Below are 14,510 nucleotides of genomic sequence, written 5' to 3'. Positions count from 1 at the left end.
TCTCGCTCGGTTGATCGTCGATATGCTGATAAGAGTACGTTGAATATGAACGCGCAAAGTCTGGTTGAGCAATTCGGCCCACGGGAATCTATGGAGTACGACGTCGTGATCGTCGGCGGCGGCCCGGCCGGCCTGTCCGCGGCCATTCGCCTGAAGCAGCGCGCCGCCGAAAAAGGCGTCGAAATCGGCGTCTGCGTGCTCGAAAAAGGCTCGGAAGTCGGGGCGCATATCCTCTCGGGCGCGGTGATGGACCCGCGCGCGCTGAACGAACTGATCCCGGACTGGAAGGAAAAAGGCGCGCCGCTGGACGTCGAGGTGACGGAAGACCGCTTCCTGTTTCTGAACGAAACGGGCGCGAAATCGGTGCCGAACTGGGCGCTGCCCGACAACTTCAAGAATCACGGCAACTACGTGATCAGCCTTGCCAATGTCACGCGCTGGCTGGGCCAGCAGGCGGAAGCGCTGGGCGTCGAGATTTTCCCTGGTTTTGCCGCGGCTGAAGTGCTGTACAACGACGACGGCTCCGTCAAGGGTGTCGCGACGGGCAATCTCGGCATCGGCAAGGACGGCGAGCCGACGGAAAATTTCCAGCTGGGCATGGAACTGCACGCGAAGTACACGCTCTTCTGCGAAGGCGCGCGCGGGCATCTGGGCCGCCAGCTTTCCGACAAGTTCAGGCTGCGCGACGGCGCCGATCCGCAGGTCTACGGCATCGGCATCAAGGAACTGTGGGAAATCGACCCCGCGAAGCACAAGCCCGGTCTCGTGATCCACACGGCTGGCTGGCCGCTCGATACGCAGACTTACGGCGGCTCGTTCCTGTATCACATCGACAACAATCAGGTGATGGTCGGCTTCGTGGTCGGCCTGGGTTATTCGAATCCCTATCTGTCGCCGTTCGAGGAATTCCAGCGCTACAAGACGCATCCGGAAATCCGCAAATTCCTGGAAGGCGGCAAGCGCGTGTCATACGGCGCACGTGCGATCACGGCGGGCGGCCTGCTGTCGCTGCCGAAGCTCGTATTCCCGGGCGGCGCGCTGGTCGGCGATGACGCGGGCTTTTTGAACGCGTCGCGGATCAAGGGCTCGCATGCGGCGATCAAGACGGGCATGCTCGCCGCCGACGCGGCGTTCGATGCCGTGAAGGCGGGCCGTCAGAGCGACGAACTCGCGGCTTACCCGGAGTCGTTCAAGACTTCGTGGCTGCACACCGAGCTGTATCGCGCACGTAACTTCGAGCAGTGGATGAGCAAGGGCCTGTATCTCGGCACGCTGATGGTCGGCATCGAGCAGAAGCTGATGGGCGGCAACGTGCCCTGGACGCTGCATCATCAGCACTGGGATCACGAGATGCTGAAGCCGGCGTCGCAGTGCAAGCCGATCGAGTATCCGAAGCCCGACGGCAAGCTGACGTTCGACCGGCTCTCATCGGTATTCATCTCGAACACGAATCACGAAGAGAGCCAGCCCGCGCACCTGACGCTCAAGGACGCGAGCGTCCCCGTGAACGTGAATCTGCGAACCTACGCGGGCCCGGAAGCGCGCTTCTGTCCGGCAGGTGTCTATGAATTCGTGAAAGCGGATAGTAACGAGGATCGTCTGCAAATCAACGCGCAGAACTGCGTCCACTGCAAAACGTGCGACATCAAGGACCCGACGCAGAACATCGTGTGGGTCACGCCCGAAGGTGGCGGCGGTCCGAACTATCCGAACATGTAGACGGTGTTCAACTGACGGTAGCGGATTTGGCGGCCCTGGACATGTTCAGTTTCCATATCTGTCTGGTCGCGTCGTCGATCATCCCGTGAAAGATCCCGATCACTTCGTCGATCGTCACGCTGGCGGCAACGCGATGTTCGATCCATAGTCCGTGAACAAGAGCAAGGGCCTGAATCGCGTGGATTCTTGCCATCGTGTGGTCACAGCCAGCCTGTCGCAGATCGAAAATGAAGTTGGATCTCAAGCGCTTCGAAAACGCCGCGCAAAGTCTCTGTACTTCCGCGTCATGAGCGGACGAGCTCCACATGTGCGGCCATACGTTGGCTGCGCCTGGACTCATCACTTCATCGCTGAAGCACAAGTCTGCCGTGAACTTCATTCGCTCGACGGGATTCGCGATGCCCCTGCGACCGGTCGTCAACTGGTCACGTACTCTGCGAATGAGATGCTCGAACGTCTTGTAGACCAGACTTTTCTTGTTATCAAAGTGATGATGAACAAGGCCGACCGACACGCCAGCGTGATCGCTGACCCGCCGGATGGTCAGGTTCTCGAGGCCGACATCGCCAACTACCGCCAGCGTCGACTCGATAAGTCTCAGCCTCATTCCATCGTAGGGGCCGGGATCTTCCTTCCTGTCGTCCTTCAGAGCGGTTGACGTCGTCGACGTTGTTTGCATTGTTTCCTTGTCTGTTCTTTGCACCCGACACCCCTGCGTTAAGTTTGTCAGTTTATCCCGAACGTGCATCCGGCCCTGAGCCGTTCCTTCCATCGGGAAACTCTGGCGTTCCACCGACGATCAAAGCATACCCTTTGACTGAACAAGTGTTCACGAATAAGGAGTCGGTGTGCCATCGGATGCTGAACGATTGTTCACGGTATTTCGTGGCGAAAAGTAGGTGAATACCCCGGTTTTCGCGGAAATCAGGCAATAATGCATTGAAAAAATATTTTTGACGACGAAAAATCGCGTATATATTGAACTTGTGTACGGATGAATTGAACCGATGTTCAGCTTGATAGAAACGGCGCAGGACCTTGCGCCAGAATCCATGTTGGTCATTGGTTCAATTTTCGGAGCGCGCATGCTGACGTGATTCTGTCTGACGGTAGTCGACGGAGCTACGTTCGAGTTCTGCGTACAGAAGCGATATCCGTACTACTCCATCGTTCCGATAAGTGGAAATTCGATGGGTAATGCGTAGTAGTCCTTAAGTATTATCGATAACAAGGACTAATCTTGGCGCTAGATGAAGGAAGGGAGGGCGATGCCGATCGGCGTCGTGTTGTCGTCGGCTCTTCCGACTTTGCAGTACTACGGGGTGGTGGTTCGAAGTAAGCAGTTTGCAAAGAAGTATTTCTTTTTAACCAAGACGATTGGCTTCACCAGTGCCACTGGACGTCGATACGAAGGAAGAGAGCATGAAACTGAAATTCAACCATTCAGCGAAGCTTGCGCTGCTGGTCGCCGCCGCGGTCGGAAGTGTCTCTGCTAGCGCGGCCGATATCGTATTTGCGAGCTGGGGCGGCTCATACCAGGATGCCCAGATCGCAACAGCGGCGAAGCCGTTCGCTGCGAAGGACGGCACGAACGTGAAGACCGACGTCTACAACGGCGGCATCGCCCAGATCCGAAGCCAGGTTCAGACCAACAACGTTACCTGGGACGTCGTCGATATCCAGATGGCCGATGCGATCCGAGCCTGCGACGAGGGGCTGCTCGAAAAGGTCAATGTCGCAGCGCTGCCCGCCGGCAAGAACGGTACCGCAGCGAAGGCGGATTTTCTGCCGGGAGGCGTGACGGACTGCATGGTCGGCAACGTAGCATGGTCGACCGTGATCACGTACAACAAGGAAGCGTTCAAGAACGGAGAACCGAAAACGGTCGCGGATTTTTTCGATCTGAAGAAATTCCCCGGCAAGCGAGGCCTGCGGAAGTCGCCCGAAGCCGCTCTGGAATGGGCCCTGCTGGCTGACGGCGTAAAGCCGGCTGACGTGTACAAGGTGCTGAGCACTCCGGAAGGCGTAAACCGTGCATTCAAGAAGCTGGACACGATCAAGTCGTCGATTGTCTGGTGGGAAGCGGGCGCTCAGCCGCCTCAACTGCTGGCTGACCGCGAGGTCTCGATGACGAGCGCTTACTGCAACCGGATCTGGACAGCGATCGCTCAGGACAAGAAGCCGTTCGGATTCGTATGGGATGGCGAGGTGAAGAACATCGAGGGCCTGGCGGTCGTGAAGGGAACGAAGAACCTGAAAGCAGCTCAGGACTTTCTTCATTTTTCGACGTCCACGGAACAACTCGCGAAACTCGGTTCCGCCACTGCATTGGGACCGATGCGCAAATCGTCGATCTCCCTGGTTGATCCTTCAGTCACTCCGTATCTCCCGACGAATCCAGCCAATCAGAAAACTGCCGTCGACGTCGACGTGGCATTCTGGGCAGATCATTCGGACGACCTGAATCAGAAATTCGCGGTGTGGCTCGGCGCGAAGTAGCGGGCAAACGATGGTGTGAACGGAGCACCGCAGAACTGTCTGCGGTGCTCCGTGTGCTTGTTGGTTAGCGTCGCTGTGCAACCGTCCTATATGTCCGCTTTAGACGAGGAGGCACCACAGTGCGAGAAATGGAGACGCATCCGAGCGCATCGCGTGCACGATGTTTGGCGTGTTGAAGATGCCGCCGCCTAAACCCGGGTCAGCCCATTCACCATCGCCTTGCCGAAATTCGCCGGGACTCAGCAGCACGTATGCCTCTTCGGGGGGATGGCTGTGATCCGGATACCGCGTATGAGGGAGCATGATCGTGAGTCCAAGCTGAACGTCGCGTCGACTCTCCGCACCACCGGGCCCGCAAATGATTCCATTCGCGTGCTGCTCGACGTAGCCTGCACTGCCGTGGGGACCAGATGTCCTGCGGCGCCACCCGAGCAAGGGCGCAACCGCCTTCAACGCTTTTGCGATGTCACGGAATCTCACGTCTTCATCAAGGGGAACGAGCGATGCGTCGAGCCAGTCGCAAGCCGGATAGTGTGCACTCGCCCTCTGTCCGTCGTCTGACGGTTCGTCCAGTCTCGCGAACACTTGTTCAGCGATTTTTCGCCCTTCGAGCGGGAGACGGTCAGATGCGAAAAGCAGTCGAACTACATGGATGAAATCGGTTAGTACTTCAGGGCGGGTCGTCATCAATACCCCTTTGTTAAAGGCGATTGAATAGCCGTTGTTGCAGCGTGACAACTCGAATGATGATGCGCAGGTTCCCGTCCGCCCTTTACCTAAACGCCGCTTATGATCAGTACAACGCGGATCAAACCTAATGGGTCGGCTACCTCGTCGGCGTATGTTTGCTTCTGGGTTGGCGGGCACAGAAATCCCTGCCGTCTCTGTTCCGGCTGATGGTTCCCGAACGCGCGCGCATGCGCCGCATGTCTGATCTGGGTACATCGTCCGTCTTAGCCTTACCGCAACTACAGTTTGAAGAGGTCAGAATCATGCAGCAGCATAATCAGGCGGGCGAGACCCCGGTGACTCGAACGGAAACCTTCGAACGCGCAAGGCCGGATCCGACGCGCCACGGAAGCTACTGGAGGCTGTTGAAGGCGCCGACGGCGAGTTTGATGCGGTGTACGGACGAGAATCCGCAGGTGACGTCCGCTGCCGTGCTCGGATATAACTAGTAAGGTGGATTTCGCGCGAGAGCGGTAAGGAACGAAGCGTTCTGCTGAACGCGGTACTCGCGCGAGGTCGAGCAAGATCATTACTGGCACAGAATGTACGAAACGGGAAGATCATGACTTTCAAACGCACTTTTCATGCAGTCGAAACTCACTCCGGTGAGCCGATGCGCGTGATCACCGGCGGCGTTCCCCATATTCCGGGAAACACTGTTTACGAGCAGATGAAGTGGCTCGAAGAGAACGATGATCAGATCCGCATGCTGATGCTGCGCGAGCCGCGCGGCTATCCGCCGCTCTGCTGCAATCTGGTGGTGCCTGCGAAGCACCCCGATGCCGCGGCAGGCTACATCATCATGGAGCAGGTCGAGTATCCCGTGATGAGTGGCGGCAACACGATCTCTGTTGCAACGGTGCTTCTCGAAACCGGCATGATTCCGATGCAGGAGCCGGTCACGGAGTTTCAGCTCGAAGCGCCCGCAGGTCTGATCGGTATCCGGGCAGAGTGCAGCAACGGAAAGGTGACGTCGGTCACGTTCCGGAACGTGCCGGCATTTGCGGCTCATCTCGAGAAGATTATCGACGTGCCCCACCTCGGCAAGATCACTGTCGACGTGGGTTGGGGCGGCATGTTCTACGTCATCGCCGACGTTCGCCAGTTCAAGGGACTCGAACTCAAGCCCGAGCACGGACGCGAGATCACACGAGTTTCCGCGCTGATCCTGAAGGCGGCGCAGGAGCAATTGCCCGTTGCGCATCCGCATTATCCTGGCTACGGCATCACGATTGCGCAGTTGTCCGGGCCGACCGAAAATCCGAATGCAGACTGGAAGAACGCGGTGACGGTCGCGAGCGGGGCGATCGACTTCGATAATCCCGCAACGTGGACGGGCGCTATCGACCGTTGCCCTTGCGGCACGGGCACGTCCGCGAAGATGGCCACGCTTCACGCAAAGGGCCAACTGGATATCAATCAGCCTTTCCGGCACGAAGGCGTGCTGGGAACAGTATTCACGGGCAACCTCGTCGAGCAGACGAAGATCGGCGACATTCCGGCCGTGGTTCCGACCATCTCCGGCCGTTCGTGGATCTATGGCTACAACACCTACGTTCTCGACCCCGACGATCCCTTCGTGAACGGCTTCACGATGGGCGATATCTGGGCCTGAAGCACGGCAACCAATGATCCTCGCGGGCAGTAACAGGTGGGCGACACGCGTCGTCCACCATTTGCATTCTGGTGATGAGACGATGAGATACGAGGCTGAAGCGGCACGGCGCATCGCGTTCGATGCGATCAAAGGTGCAGGTGCAAATGATGCGATTGCGCATTCACTCGCCGATGCGGTGATATCGGCTGAACTCGCCGGCAGCAAGGCGGTTGGTTTCGCCCATCTTCCGGATTACCTGGATGGCTTCGTCAAAGGCAGAATTGCTGCGCATGCCGAGCCGCAGATCTCGTTTCCGGCGCTGGCGGCCGTGCGGATTGACGCGCGGGGCGGCATCGCGCAACTGGCATACGATCGGGTGTTCGACGAGATCGTGGAGAGGGCGAACACCTATGGTGTCGTCACACTGGCCGTGTCCAACAGCTTCACAGTTGGTGAGCTTGGCTACTACACCCGCCGGCTCGCGGAAGCAGGGCTCGTTGCGCTCGGAACCTGCAACGCGACCGCGCAGATGACCACGCTCGAAAGCGGGAAGGCCGTCTACGGAACCAACCCCGTGTCTTTTGGCGCACCAGTGGCCAACGCACGGCCTCTCGTTATCGATCAGGCGTCCAGCGCCACGGCATTTGTCAGCGTTCGAAGGGCAGCAGAGGCTGGCGAGGCGATTCCCGAAGGCTGGGCAGTGGATGCGCAAGGCGCGCCGACTACGGACGCCAGGGCGGCCATTAAGGGCCTGCTGTTGGCATTCGGAGGCGCGCGGGGCGCCAACATCGCGATGATGATGGAGATTCTCGCGGCGGGCATGACGGGGGCGAACTGGTCAATGGACGCGCCTCACTATGCAGAGGGCAGCGAGACGCCGGGCATCGGGCTGTTCCTGGTGGCGCTGAAGGCCGATGTGTTTGCCAACGATTTCGAAGCTCGCCTGGCGACGCAGCTCGAAAGGCTCGCACGTGCCGGAGTCCGCATTCCTGGTAGTCACATCACGGTTCGCGAAATCGATGTTCCGGATGATGTTATGAACACGGTGCGTTCGTATGCAGCAGGGAAGGCTTCAATCTGACGTCGACAGGAGATAAAGCAATGAAAGGTTATTGGCTCATTCTGGGCGAAGCGGTCAAGGATCAGGACGCGCAGAAGCGATATGGTGAGTTGTGGGCGCCCATCGCCGCCAGGTACGATGCCAAGGTAAAGGTGCCCGATACGCAAACCGTGCTCAGAGAAGCTCGGACAAGCTCGCGAGTCATCGTCGTCGAGTTTCCATCCTACGAACAGGCAAAGGCTTGCTACGAGGACGCGGAGTATCAGGAAGCCGCCAGGTTTGCGACGCAGGCATCGAGCCGGGAGCTTCTGATTCTCGAGGGCGAGCTGATTTAGGGGCTGCCTGCGTTTTCACGAGCGTTCTTTTACGGACACTCAACCGGCCACAGAGTCGCGAGCGAGATGCGCTAGCTTGGATTTGACGTCCTTCCATTCTTCCGCGTCGGGTAGCGGCGGCTGTCGGGTTGTGATCGTCGGCCATGCTTTGGCCAGCGACGCGTTGAGTTCGATGAAAACGTGCTGCTCTGTTCCCGCGATCTCCTCGGACGAGGAGATCGCATCAACCGGGCACTCTGGGGCACAGACTCCGCAATCGATGCACTCATCGGGGTCAATGACCAGGAAGTTCGGACCTTCACGGAAACAGTCGGTGGGACAGACCTCGACACAGTCCGTATAACGACACTGGATGCAGCTCTCGGTTACAACGTACGCCATGCGTCCTCCGGGGCGTTGAACGAATCCGGCAACGGCCCGTGCCAGCGGGCCGTCCCATGAAATTACGCTTCGATTGCGAGCGGTTGCGATGTCTCCGACGTCGCACCCGGCACATATCGGCCCGTGTGTCGCGTGACGACTTGCAGGGATTTGTGCGGAGCTTCCGCGTCCGTTTCGAAGAAGAATTTCTTTTCCCCAAACGCAGGCACGAGATCGTGCAGCCAGGTCGCCTTGGGATCGAACTTCGCATAGAAGGGACGGCGAACCCACTCGGGCTTACGCGCTTGCAGGAACTGCAACGCGAAAACCTTCTCGCCCGCGATTTCGACGATGCCGTCCACCACGACCTTGCCGGGGAACGCGCTCATCGACGGGCCGCGAACAGTACGCGCCAGACCGGATACCGAACTGTAGGCGGACTGGAATATCTCGTAGGCCCGGGCGAGCGGCAACTGGAAATAGTGGCTTGGGCCCGTGTCTCGCTCGACAAACATGTAGTACGGAATGGCACCCAGCCGTACGCCCGTTGTCCAGAGTTCGACCCAGCCCTTCGGGTCTTCGTTGATATGGCGAATCAACGGTGCCTGCAATCGCAGCGTGGCGCCCGTCGACACGATGCGTTTCACCGCTCGCTGCGCGATCGGCGTGCGAATTTCAGCCGGATGATTGTAGTGGCCCATGATCGCCAGATTCTTGCCGGCCGCCACGACCTTTTCGAACAGACGGAGCAGATCATCCGAATCCTTGTCCGTCACGAAGCGCTGAGGCCAATAGGCAACCGACTTGGTGCCGATACGGATATTCTGGATGTGCGCGAGTTCGGGGACGAGCAGCGGCTCGATGTAACCGGCGAGCGAACGCGTGTTCATGATGAGCGGATCGCCCCCGGTGATCAGCACATCGGTCACTTCGGGATGCAGCTTCAGATAGGCGACCAGTTCGCTTGATTCACGCGCATCGAACTTCAGATCGTCCATTCCGACGAACTGCGGCCAACGGAAACAGAAGGTGCAGTATGCGTGACATGTCTGCCCGGCGCTGGGGAAGAAGAGGACCGTCTCTTTGTACTTGTGCTGGAGCCCGCTCACTGGCTGGCCGTTCATGAAAGGCACGTTGTGAGTCATCTGACCAGCTGGGTGGGGATTCATCGCGAGCCGGATTCCACGCACCGCATCTTCGATCGCGGCCTCGTCTTTCCGAACCAGCACAAGGTCTCTCAGGTTCGAGTAGTCGGACGGGGAAAGCATGTCCTGATGCGGGAAAGTCAGACGATAGATCGGATCGTCGGGAACATTGTTCCAGTCGATCAGTTCGTCCATCACGTACTGGTTGGTTCGGAACGGCATCACGCGAGAGACAACCTGCACCGCTTCGCGAAGCTCTTCCGGGAGCAACGACCACTGGGGCGCCTGGCTGATCGTTTGGCGCGTGTAAGGCTTGAACTTTGCAGGAAGTGAATCGGAAGCCATGGGATTGTCCTCTGTAAAGTGGAGATAAGTGTGAATAGGAATGCGAAATGTATGGCCGTGCGAATCCGTACGCCAGATACTTCGTGGCGCGGGGCGCGCGTTGCCAGGCAATGTCGCTTGTGTTGTTGAAATCATTGTTACTGCATGGTCGGAGGGCAGCAAACGATATAAACTCGCGACGTTGTGCGTTTGAGGAATGAACGTGAGGCGAAGAATTCCGAGTATCGAAGCGCTGATCGCTTTCGAGGCGGCAGCGCGCCATCTGAGCTTCACCCGGAGCGCGGACGAGCTGGCGTTGACGCAGAGTGCAGTCGGTCGACAGGTAGCGAGCCTGGAGGAGTATCTGGGTGTTCCGCTTTTCAACCGCGTCAAGAAAAGACTCAGCCTGACTGAGATAGGCGAGGTGTATGCAAGACAGGTTAGAGGGAATCTCGACCGCATAGAGCGGGATACGCTGGCAGCGATGGCTCACCGGAACGCTGGCGGCACCCTCGAGCTTGCCGTCATTCCGACGTTCGCCACGCGATGGCTGATCCCGCGGCTTCCAGGGTTCTACGAAGAGCATGAACACATCACGGTCAATCTGACGACACGGGCCGAGCCCTTTCTATTCACCGATACGCCCTTTGACGCAGCCATCCACTTCGGCGACCCTATATGGCCAGGGTCGATCACGAAGTATCTCTTCGGTGAGGATATGACTCCCGTATGCAGTCCGCGGCTCTTGAAGGGAAGGACACTGCTGGAGCCGCGAGAAGTCGCAGAGTTCACGTTGCTTCATCAGTCAGCGCGTCCTGACGCGTGGCGGCACTGGTTCACGCAAGCAGGTATCGACGATGTCGACTGCATGCGGGGGCAGCGGTACGAACTCTTCTCGATGCTTGTCGAGGCGGCGCGCGCCGGACTTGGTATTGCGCTCGTTCCTCGATTTTTTGTGTCGCACGAGGTGGCTACTGGCGAACTTGTACTGCCATCCGGCATGTCGCTGCGTAGCGAGAAGGGGTACTACCTGGTCTATCCAGAATCCAGGGAAAACTCACCGCAACTACAAGCGCTCGCGCTCTGGCTGCTTGCGGAAGCAAATCGCTATGTCGAACGCGAGGAATGAAAGCGCAAGTGATCAATGTGCCTTCATTCACTACGCAGTGCCTGATGAAAACAAACGGCACTTAAGCTCATCATTTGGCTAACTGATGTTAGCTGGACGCCAACGGTTCCTCGGCATCATGAGATCAGGTTAAATCATCGAGGAAGCCGGTCTCCTTTACTTCTACGGAAAGGTAGCGGGTTTCGACCATGGTCCGCTGTACGCTCGCAGGCGCTCGAGGCGCGAGCGCAATGATGTTCCGATCATAGCGGTGACTCCATGCATATCCAACAAGGTCTCTCTACCGCCGACGTGACGGCTGGTAAGTACCCTACCTATCATCTTGGTTCGGGCTGGAATGCGATGCTGCCCGAGCGGCAGAAACGGTCTGGCACGAGTGTTCGCAGATTCGGCACTGTCGTGATCGGCGGTGGATATACGGGCCTCGCTGCGGCACGGCGCATTGCGGAGATGCAGCCTGATCAGCCGGTGCTGGTGCTCGAAGCGTCGACCATTGGCGAAGGCTCGTCCGGGCGGAACTCGGGCTTCGTTATCAATCTGCCGCACAATACTAAGATGGGTGGCCACACCAGCCCGCTGGAGGTGGCACGCAAGCAGATTGGTTTGTACGATTCGGGTTTGCGTTGGCTTGCGCAACTCGTTCGAGAACATGGGATCGACTGCGGCTGGAACCCGATCGGAAAATTTCACGCGGCGGCGAGCGATTCCGGCATAGAGAATCTCAACGCTTCCTTGGCGCAATACCGCGAGTGGGGTGTGGACTTCGAAGAGTTCGACCGCGACGCGCTGCAGGAAAAGCTGGGTACCAGCTACTACCGCTACGGGTTTCACTCACCCAATAACGTTTTCGTGCAGCCAGCCGCGTTGATCCGGGGGCTGGCGGACAGTCTGCCCGCCAACGTCGTTCTAGTCGAAAACGAGCCGGTCGTAGAGCTCAGCGAATCATCACCATTTCGGATTACGACATCCGAAGCGGAGTACGTGGCTGATCGAGTAATTCTGGCCAACAACGGCTTCGCCAAAGCCCTAGGCATCCTCCGTGACAGACTGATCACGATTTTTACCTATGCAGCGGTCACGCCAAGGCTTCCCGAGTCGGAGTTGAGAAAGCTCGGCAATTCCCCGGAGTGGGGTGTCATACCTGCCAATCGGCTGGGCACGACATTGCGCCGCGTCCAGGACGGACGTTTTATGGTGCGCAGTGCCTATTCATATGAGCGCGAGCAGGCGCCTGCCGATACGCTAGCGCAGCTGACGAGCTGCTATCAGCGTCGGTACCCGAATATGAAGTCACACGAGTTTGAGTATGTATGGGGAGGGACAACGGCGTTGACTCGCAATGGCGCCACGTTCTTTGGGGAGTTGCGCCCGGGTCTGTTTGCGTCGTTGGGCTGCAACGGCGCCGGCGTGCTGAAGGGCAGCACATACGGCAAGCTGCTGGGCGAGATGGCCATGGGCGCCCAGTCCTCGCAGTTGTCCGACGCACTTAGTCTTGAAGGCCCCAACTGGTTGCCCCCGGAACCGATCAGGCGCATTGGCGTCGTTTCGTCGATCAAGTATCAGGCGGCACTTGCCGGCTCTGAGCGCTAGTTTCTATCGATAAAGTAAATCTGGAGGAATCAAGTTGCCTGAAATCAAGCGTAGCCATGTCGGCAAGCGTCTGTGCGAGGTCACTATCCATCAGGGAACGATCTATCTTGCCGGGCAGGTGCCGGATGACATCAGCCAGGATATGGCAGGTCAAACGCGCCAGGTGTTGGCATCGATTGATGCGCTGCTCGCAGAACACGGCTCAGACAAATCCCGCATTCTTTCGTGCCAGATCTTCCTGTCCGACATGTCGCAAGCCGCGGCGATGAATGAAGTGTGGGATGCATGGGTAACGCCAGGGCATACGCCACCTCGTGCTACGGTGGGGGCGACGCTGGCCCAGCGAGAGAAGTTGATCGAGGTCGTGATCGTCGCGGCTGTCTAGGTGCACATGTCGATTGCGATGCGCCCGACTTCGCAGAAGAAATAGAAAGGTCCAGGCGTTGGTCTCCTTCTTGTCGTGTCCAGAGCCGGCGCGCTGATGCAAGGGGTGGTGGAGCTTCTGTCGGCACATCTCGACCGACTCGCGGGGGCGGGAGTACGTATTCCGACCAGCCATATCGGGGCGCACGATGTAGACGTGTCGGCTGAAGTGATGGATCGCTCGGAGACGGATATCGGATCGGTGTCAGGCGGATAGCGATCGTGCGATGGGGGCAGTCGCGGCTTCTAACCAGGTCGCGACTGTGCGGGAACCGATCAGAGCCATTCGGTCTCGAAGGGGAATGTCGAAAGGGGCACGCACCCGTTTTCTGTCAGATGCACCTGCTGTTCGAGCTTCACGCCCTCGTTGCCGCTCTCGTCGCCGATGTAGCTTTCAATGCAGAGCGTCATGCCCGCTTCGAACATACCGTTATAACCGTGGTCCTGGAAGTACGAGATCGACGGATACTCGTCGACCATCCCGATTCCGTGGGCCAGGCAGCTATACCGGTTCTTGAAGAACTTCGCCGGCATGGTCCAACTGCGCTCGGCGAATTCATTGAACGTCATGCCTGGCTTGATGAGGTGCATGTTCGTATGCAACTGCTCGTGAGCTGCGGCGTAAAGGCGCCGCTGGTCATCGGTTGGGCGGACGTGCCCGACCGTCCATGTGCGCGAAATGTCGGCGCAGTAACCGAACGGGCCCACGAGATCCGTATCGAACGCGATCAGTTCACCCTTGCGCATGACCTTTGGACTACATTCCTGCATCCACGGATTTGTCCGATTGCCTGATGCCAGCAGGCGCGTCTCGATCCATTCGCCACCGAGCTTGATGTTCTCGAAGTGCAGGTGTGCCCAAAGTTCCTGTTCGGTCATGCCTGGCTGCAACACGTCGTGCATGCGCTGAATGCCGAGTTCGCACACGTTGATCGCTGCCTGCATGACGGCGAGTTCGTCGTCGGATTTGATGGTCCGTGCCAGCTCCATGATCGCTTGCCCATCGACGACCTGAATGCCTTGTTCGCGCAAGGCATGCAGACCTTCAGGGTCGAGCCGGTCGACTGCGACTTGATGCTCCGATGGCGCGTGTTGACGCAGCAGATCCGAGATTTCGCGCGACCATTGCCTGGCGTTCGATCCGGCTTCAGGACCGGCGTTGAAATAGTTCCAGCACACTGCGCTCCGGATTTCCGCTTTGACGGGCACGTTGTGCCACACATGCTCACAGTTGTGAAACTCGAAGCCGATTACCGGACCATCCGCGAAGACCATGACGTAGCGCGTCGGATTGCGGCCAGTCCAGATCTGCATGTTCGATGTGTCAGTGGCGTACCGGATGTTGACAGGGTCATACAGGACGATTGCGGGTACCCGGCTCGTACGAAGGTGGCGGCGTACGCGTTCCAGCCTGTAGTGACGTACACGATCAAGCAGACCTGGTGGCAAGCCGACGGTGCTTTCGTCTGTCCCAGGTGTTGCGGCATGAAGCGTGGAAATCCCCGACATTGACTGTTCTCCTGACATGATCTGCAGGCAGTATCAGAACGTCGATAAAGCCGGTCAACGGCCTTTATTTTCCGGCTCGCATGAGTTTAAG

The 14,510-nt window shown here is 58.4% G+C and carries 13 protein-coding genes; 8 read left to right on the top strand and 5 right to left on the bottom strand.

Annotated elements, in window-relative coordinates; genetic code table 11:
- The first annotated feature begins 45 nt into the window (after window positions 1-45).
- On the top strand, window positions 46-1,719 hold the full coding sequence (locus FRZ40_RS35980) for an electron transfer flavoprotein-ubiquinone oxidoreductase (RefSeq protein WP_147237364.1): 1,674 nt from the start codon (window positions 46-48) through the stop codon (window positions 1,717-1,719).
- 7 nt (window positions 1,720-1,726) lie between these two features.
- On the opposite strand, the gene FRZ40_RS35975 is transcribed toward FRZ40_RS35980, so the two are convergent.
- Window positions 1,727-2,398 (bottom strand): TetR family transcriptional regulator C-terminal domain-containing protein, encoded by a 672-nt coding sequence (locus FRZ40_RS35975; protein WP_035543967.1) that lies wholly within the window; start codon window positions 2,396-2,398, stop codon window positions 1,727-1,729.
- A 743-nt stretch (window positions 2,399-3,141) separates the two neighbouring features.
- Here FRZ40_RS35975 and FRZ40_RS35970 point away from each other — a divergent pair.
- Complete coding sequence (locus FRZ40_RS35970) at window positions 3,142-4,218, top strand: ABC transporter substrate-binding protein (RefSeq protein ID WP_028370798.1); 1,077 nt, start codon at window positions 3,142-3,144, stop codon at window positions 4,216-4,218.
- A 99-nt stretch (window positions 4,219-4,317) separates the two neighbouring features.
- Here the strand turns inward: FRZ40_RS35970 and FRZ40_RS35965 are convergent, their stop codons facing one another.
- Window positions 4,318-4,905 carry a dimethylsulfonioproprionate lyase family protein gene (locus FRZ40_RS35965; protein WP_147237363.1) on the bottom strand — a complete coding sequence of 196 codons (588 nt, stop codon included), beginning with the start codon at window positions 4,903-4,905 and terminating at the stop codon, window positions 4,318-4,320.
- A gap of 604 nt (window positions 4,906-5,509) precedes the next feature.
- Here FRZ40_RS35965 and FRZ40_RS35960 point away from each other — a divergent pair.
- The 3 genes from FRZ40_RS35960 to FRZ40_RS35950 all read left to right on the top strand — a co-directional run bounded on the left by FRZ40_RS35960 (window position 5,510) and on the right by FRZ40_RS35950 (window position 7,939).
- Window positions 5,510-6,562, top strand: coding sequence for a proline racemase family protein (locus tag FRZ40_RS35960; RefSeq protein WP_028370801.1), 1,053 nt, complete (start codon window positions 5,510-5,512; stop codon window positions 6,560-6,562).
- Window positions 6,563-6,644: 82 nt separating this feature from the next.
- A complete protein-coding gene (locus FRZ40_RS35955; protein ID WP_147237362.1) occupies window positions 6,645-7,625 on the top strand; it encodes an Ldh family oxidoreductase in 981 nt (326 codons plus the stop codon).
- 20 nt (window positions 7,626-7,645) lie between these two features.
- On the top strand, window positions 7,646-7,939 hold the full coding sequence (locus tag FRZ40_RS35950) for a DUF1330 domain-containing protein (protein WP_147237361.1): 294 nt from the start codon (window positions 7,646-7,648) through the stop codon (window positions 7,937-7,939).
- A 39-nt stretch (window positions 7,940-7,978) separates the two neighbouring features.
- Here FRZ40_RS35950 and fdxA read toward each other — a convergent pair whose 3' ends face one another.
- Window positions 7,979-8,320, bottom strand: a complete 342-nt coding sequence (fdxA, locus tag FRZ40_RS35945; protein ID WP_028370804.1) for a ferredoxin FdxA — start codon at window positions 8,318-8,320, stop codon at window positions 7,979-7,981.
- Between the two features lie 62 nt (window positions 8,321-8,382).
- Complete coding sequence (locus FRZ40_RS35940; RefSeq protein WP_147237360.1) at window positions 8,383-9,789, bottom strand: KamA family radical SAM protein; 1,407 nt, start codon at window positions 9,787-9,789, stop codon at window positions 8,383-8,385.
- A 202-nt stretch (window positions 9,790-9,991) separates the two neighbouring features.
- On the opposite strand from FRZ40_RS35940, the gene FRZ40_RS35935 reads away from it, so the two are divergent.
- The 3 genes from FRZ40_RS35935 to FRZ40_RS35925 all read left to right on the top strand — a co-directional run bounded on the left by FRZ40_RS35935 (window position 9,992) and on the right by FRZ40_RS35925 (window position 12,872).
- Window positions 9,992-10,897, top strand: coding sequence for a LysR family transcriptional regulator (locus FRZ40_RS35935; protein ID WP_147237359.1), 906 nt, complete (start codon window positions 9,992-9,994; stop codon window positions 10,895-10,897).
- 258 nt (window positions 10,898-11,155) lie between these two features.
- Window positions 11,156-12,487 carry an NAD(P)/FAD-dependent oxidoreductase gene (locus FRZ40_RS35930; RefSeq protein WP_147237358.1) on the top strand — a complete coding sequence of 444 codons (1,332 nt, stop codon included), beginning with the start codon at window positions 11,156-11,158 and terminating at the stop codon, window positions 12,485-12,487.
- 34 nt (window positions 12,488-12,521) lie between these two features.
- Window positions 12,522-12,872, top strand: a complete 351-nt coding sequence (locus tag FRZ40_RS35925) for a RidA family protein (RefSeq protein WP_338048192.1) — start codon at window positions 12,522-12,524, stop codon at window positions 12,870-12,872.
- Between the two features lie 314 nt (window positions 12,873-13,186).
- Here FRZ40_RS35925 and FRZ40_RS35920 read toward each other — a convergent pair whose 3' ends face one another.
- The gene (locus FRZ40_RS35920; protein WP_338048191.1) at window positions 13,187-14,224 is read right to left on the bottom strand and encodes a M24 family metallopeptidase; all 1,038 of its coding nucleotides are present in this window, start codon (window positions 14,222-14,224) and stop codon (window positions 13,187-13,189) included.
- Window positions 14,225-14,510: the final 286 nt, after the last annotated feature.

This window comes from Paraburkholderia azotifigens (assembly GCF_007995085.1).
Lineage (GTDB): Bacteria > Pseudomonadota > Gammaproteobacteria > Burkholderiales > Burkholderiaceae > Paraburkholderia > Paraburkholderia azotifigens.
This window is presented reverse-complemented; position numbering and strand designations above follow the sequence as displayed.